3 protein-coding genes and 1 tRNA gene are annotated in these 5,056 nt (G+C 32.8%); all 4 read right to left on the reverse strand.

Annotation, left to right across the window (positions count from 1 at the left end; all coding sequences use genetic code 11):
- Positions 1–12: 12 nt before the first annotated feature.
- The 4 genes from MR593_RS12005 to MR593_RS12020 all read right to left on the reverse strand — a co-directional run bounded on the left by MR593_RS12005 (position 13) and on the right by MR593_RS12020 (position 4,694).
- Complete coding sequence (locus tag MR593_RS12005) at positions 13–1,389, reverse strand: [FeFe] hydrogenase, group A (RefSeq protein WP_290693242.1); 1,377 nt, start codon at positions 1,387–1,389, stop codon at positions 13–15.
- 18 nt (positions 1,390–1,407) lie between these two features.
- On the reverse strand, positions 1,408–1,959 hold the full coding sequence (locus MR593_RS12010) for a 4Fe-4S dicluster domain-containing protein (protein ID WP_290693245.1): 552 nt from the start codon (positions 1,957–1,959) through the stop codon (positions 1,408–1,410).
- A 46-nt stretch (positions 1,960–2,005) separates the two neighbouring features.
- Positions 2,006–4,156, reverse strand: coding sequence for a formate dehydrogenase subunit alpha (fdhF, locus tag MR593_RS12015; RefSeq protein ID WP_290693248.1), 2,151 nt, complete (start codon positions 4,154–4,156; stop codon positions 2,006–2,008).
- Between the two features lie 441 nt (positions 4,157–4,597).
- Positions 4,598–4,694: transfer RNA gene (locus MR593_RS12020), tRNA-Sec, on the reverse strand.
- Positions 4,695–5,056: the final 362 nt, after the last annotated feature.

Here is a 5,056-nt window from a genome sequence, read left to right on the forward strand (position 1 = left end):
CGAAATAATTCATTACTTAGTCACTTCCTTTCCAATACAATATTTAGTATGTAATAAGTGATGAGAAATTTCTCCTAGAGGTTCTTTTAAGAACTCTGAGTATATCTTAGTAATCTCTGGATTAGTGTGAGATTTTCTAAGTGGTAAATTAGAGTCGTGCATATAAGTAGCTTTAGTTCTATTTTTATATGCAGTTTGTCTATATTCTTCTAGTAATAGTTTTGGTTGACCTCCACCACTTACACATCCAACAGGACAAGTCATAACTTCTATAAAATGTAAGTCAAGTTTTCCTGCTTTTAGATCTTCTAAAACAGGGACTACATTTTTAAGGCCAGTTACTATACCTACTTTTAAAGTTAAATCCCCAATTTTTATTTCGGCAGTTCTAAAGCCTTCAGAACCTCTGACTGCAGGTATATCTATACTTGGTATTTCTTCTCCTGTTATAACTTCGTATGCAGTTCTAAGAGCAGCTTCCATAACACCACCAGTTACACCGAATATAGTACCAGCACCAGTATAAACACCTAGTGGGCTTTCAAAGTCGATTTCTTCTAGAGTATTGAAATCAATACCTGCATCTTTTATCAAATAAGCAAGCTCTCTAGTAGTTAAAACAGCGTCTACATCTCTATATCCACTTGAGTTCATTTCTGGTCTATCACATTCGTATTTTTTACATGTACAAGGCATTATAGAAACACTGTAGATGTCTTTTGCATCTATATTATTTATTTTAGCTCCATAAGTTTTAAATACAGCACCACCCATTTGTTGAGGTGATTTACAAGAAGATAAGTGATCTGTCAATTCAGGATAATTATTTTCCATAAATTTAACCCAAGCAGGACAACAAGAGGTAAACATAGGTAGAGTGCCACCAGTTGTAACTCTCTTAATTAATTCATTTCCTTCTTCCATTATTGTTAAATCGGCTGCGAAGTTTGTATCATAAACCTTGTCAAAATTAAGTGCTTTTAAAGCAGCTGCCATTTTTCCTGGAGTTAAAGAACCTAAGTCCATTCCAAATTCTTCTCCAAGTGCAACTCTAACAGCTGGAGCGCATTGAACCATTGTTATTTTAGTAGGATCTTTTAAAGCAGCTTTAACTTTGTCAACGTCGCATACATTGTTTGCTGCAAATAATGGTTCGTTTATAACTTTAGGTATTTTTCTTTCTTCTTTTTTATTTTGTACAAATTCTGGTCCATAATCTATAATAGATGCATATGATTTACAGACTTGAACGCATTGTCCACATACGACACATCTGTCGGGATTGATTTCTTGTGGTTTTCCCGGTTCGCCAGTTATTGCATATGCTGGACATACTTTAACGCATTCTTGACATCCTGTACATAAATCTTTATCTATATTAACTATCATATTCTCATCCTCCTTTTCCTATTTATTAGTTGATAATAAGCTCATAGCAGCTTTTATATTTTTAGCTTTTTTATCTTCTAAAGGAGTAACAAGTTTTAAAGCTTGATTAGGACAAGCATTTATACAAGCCTTTTTATCTTTACCTTTACATAAATCACATTTATAAGCAATCTTATTACTTTCATCAATTGCTCTTTGTTCTACAGGTTTACCATCTATATATTGGGTCATTAAATCTATAGCTCCAAAAGGACAAGCAAGTAAGCATGTTTTACATCCGATACATTTTATTTCATCGACAATTACTGAATTATCGATTCTAGAAATTGCTTGTACTGGACATGTATTTAAGCAAGGAGCATCTTCGCAATGTCTACATTGTATTGGCATACATACGGCTTCATCTTTTACTAGATAAAGTCTAGGTATTACAGGAACTTCAACAGTTCCAACTGTAAATCCTACGTTATTATTTTCATTGTGAGTAGCGAAACAAGCAACTTCACAAGCTCTACAGCCAGTGCATTTACTAGGGTCAGCAACTACAAATGAACCTAATTTATTTTTCATAATTTCTCCACCTCTCGATAGTATAGTTCACATTTAAATTTACAGGCTAAGCTTTTTTATTAGACATTTTATCCTTTAAATCTTGATAAGTGTCTTTGATACATTGTTCAGCCCAAGCTTGATCTTCTATTTTTTCAACCTTAACAGCACAGTATTTGTACTCTGGAGTTTTTGAAACTGGATCAAGACTAGCGATAGTAAGTTCGTTACAAGCACCTACCCACCATTGGTAAGTCATATATGTAGCACCTGGTTGAACTCTATCTGTAACTAATGCTCTTGTTAAAACACTACCTCTTCTAGAGCTTACTCTGATAATTTCATTTTCTTTGATACCAAGTCTTTCAGCATCTTGGTCGTTTATTTGAAGATATCCAGGTTCATCTTCTAGTTGGGCTAGTGCTCTACAGTTACCAGTCATTGTTCTAACTGAATAGTGACCAACCTCTCTTACTGTAGATAAACTAAATGGATATTCTTCATCTTCTATTTCGTATGGAGGTCTCCATTCAGCTGCGAATAATTTACCTCTATGATTATCAGTAGAGAAAATACCATCTTTATGTAAGTACATAGTACCTCTATCATCATCAGATTCACTTCTGCATGGCCATTGGATACAGCCGTATTTTTCCATTTTTTCATAAGTTGCACCGAAGAAACTAGGAGTTAAGCTTCTCATTTCGTCCCAAATTTCCTTAGTATTGTTGTAGTGCATTGGATAACCCATGGCAGTAGAAACTTCACAAATTATTTGCCAGTCAGTTTTTACGTCGCCTTTTGGTTCGACTGCTTTTCTGATTCTTTGGAATCCTCTATCAGCACAAGAATAAACACCATCATGTTCACCCCAAGATGTAGCAGGGAATACAACATCTGCATGAAGTGCAGTTTTGTTCATGAATATATCTTGAACAACTACAAATTCACATGCGTCAAGTGCTTCTCTTACTTCTGAAGCATCTGGGTCGCTTTGTACTGGATCTTCACCGAAGATATAGTAAGCTTTTATCTTATGTTCTTCTAGTACTGCATGAGGAACTTCTGTTAATTTAACTCCGACTTCGCTAGGAAGTTTAACGCCCCAAGCCTTTTCAAATTTAGCTCTTACTTCAGGGTTAGTTACCTTTTGATATCCTGGATATGAATCTGGTAATGCACCCATATCGCAAGCACCTTGAACGTTGTTTTGTCCACGAACAGGACCTATACCAACATTAGGTCTACCAAGGTTTCCTGTAAGTAATGCAAGTGATGCTAAACCTTTTACAACATCAACTGCTTGTGAGAATTGGCAAACACCCATACCGTAAAGTATCATAGAGTCTTTTGCAGTTGCATATTCTCTCATAGCTTTTCTGATTACATCAGCAGGTATATTAGTGTATTTAGCTGCGTATTCAGGAGTATAAGGTTCAACTATTTTCTTGTATTCTTCAAAGTAATCTGTATGTTCTTTTACAAATTTTTCATCATATAAATGTTCGTTGATTAAAACATTTCCGAATGCATTAACAAGTACCATATTAGTACCACCCTTTATAGGTAAATGCATATCAGAAATTCTAGCAGTTTCAGTGACTCTAGGGTCAACTGTTATTATTTTTGCACCCTTTTCTTTTGCTCTTACTATTCTTCTAGCAACGATTGGATGTGAATCTGCTCCATTATATCCAAAGATTAATAATAAATTAGCATCTTCAATTTCTGGTATAGAGTTAGACATAGCTCCGCTACCTAATGAGTAAGCCAGACCGGCTACAGAAGGAGCATGTCAGACACGTGCGCAGTGGTCTACGTTATTAGTACCAACTGCGGCTCTCATGAATTTTTGCATTATGTAGTTTGCTTCATTACCAGGCCCTCTGGCAGATCCTGTACCCATAATTGCATCAGGACCGTATTTTTGTTTGATTTCATTTAAGCGATCGGCAGTATAAGTGATCGCTTCTTCCCATTCGACTTCTTCTAAGACTCCATTTTTTCTTATTAGAGGCTTAGTAAGTCTAGGTGTTAAAATTTGAGGGTCATTTAGGAAATCCCATCCATAATGGCCTTTTAAGCAAAGAGTGCCTTGATTTGTTCTACCGTTTGCAGGTTCGCTTCTTAGAATTTGATTCTTTTCTTGGTCAACAACTAGGTAAAATTGACATCCTGCACCACAGTAAGGACAAGTCGTTAAAACTTTCTTTTCCATACTGTTTTACCTCCTTTATTAATTAATTTTGGGTGGAATATATATAATTATATTTATGCATAGCAAAGAATATACTTTTCAAATGCAATATATAAATTTATATCAAAATAAAAAAGTTATTGGGGACTAAAATTTAAGGGTGTATTTTTTATTTTAGTCTCCAATTAAATGATAAAGAAATATAACTCTATCATATTCTATTTTATTATTTTATAAAAAAAATTTCTGTTGTTATAAAAACAAATAATGTAAATTATATTTAAAATTTAACAAAATATTTTTTTATATTTGCCGTAATTATATTAACGTATTGCATTTTTATAAAATATTAATGAAATAAAATTTGTAATATTTTGTAATAATTAATTATTAAATGTAAAAGTTAACATAATTTATTTCAAAAAAAATACTAATTTTATCTAAATTAGTATTTCAGCAAACTGGCGGGAACGGGTGGGAATCGAACCCACCTAAGAAGCTCCTAACTCCTCGTACTAGTTTTGAAGACTAGAGAGCACACCAGCACTCATCCACCCCCAAATATTCAGTATATTTATAATTTAATATTACCAATTTATTACTAAAATTTCAACTTTATTTTTAAATTATAAAATTTATAGTAGCAATTATAAAATTAAGTACTATAATTTAAAGATAAAGAAGTAATTATTGTATAAAAACTATAAAATATGTCTTAAAATGGAATATTAATTTATATAAAAATAATAAATTCAATAATTAAATAAATAACAAAAATTAAAAGACCAGCTAGTAAAAGTCAATAGTTTTTAGAATTATTTTTATATTGTACTTTTAGGCACAACAAATAAACCATCAAATTCACACGAAAATTTGGTGGATTTTATAAAAAATAGTTCGCATTAGCCGTTAGGCTATTTT

This window comes from Intestinibacter sp., from assembly GCF_022780145.1.
Classification (GTDB): Bacteria; Bacillota; Clostridia; order Peptostreptococcales; family Peptostreptococcaceae; genus Intestinibacter.

Bases quoted from the DNA above. Each gene is read 5' to 3' on its own strand.
- MR593_RS12010 (WP_290693245.1), bottom strand. From the start codon at position 1,959: ATGAAAAATAAATTAGGTTCATTTGTAGTTGCTGACCCTAGTAAATGC.
- MR593_RS12005 (WP_290693242.1), bottom strand. From the start codon at position 1,389: ATGATAGTTAATATAGATAAAGATTTATGTACAGGATGTCAAGAATGC.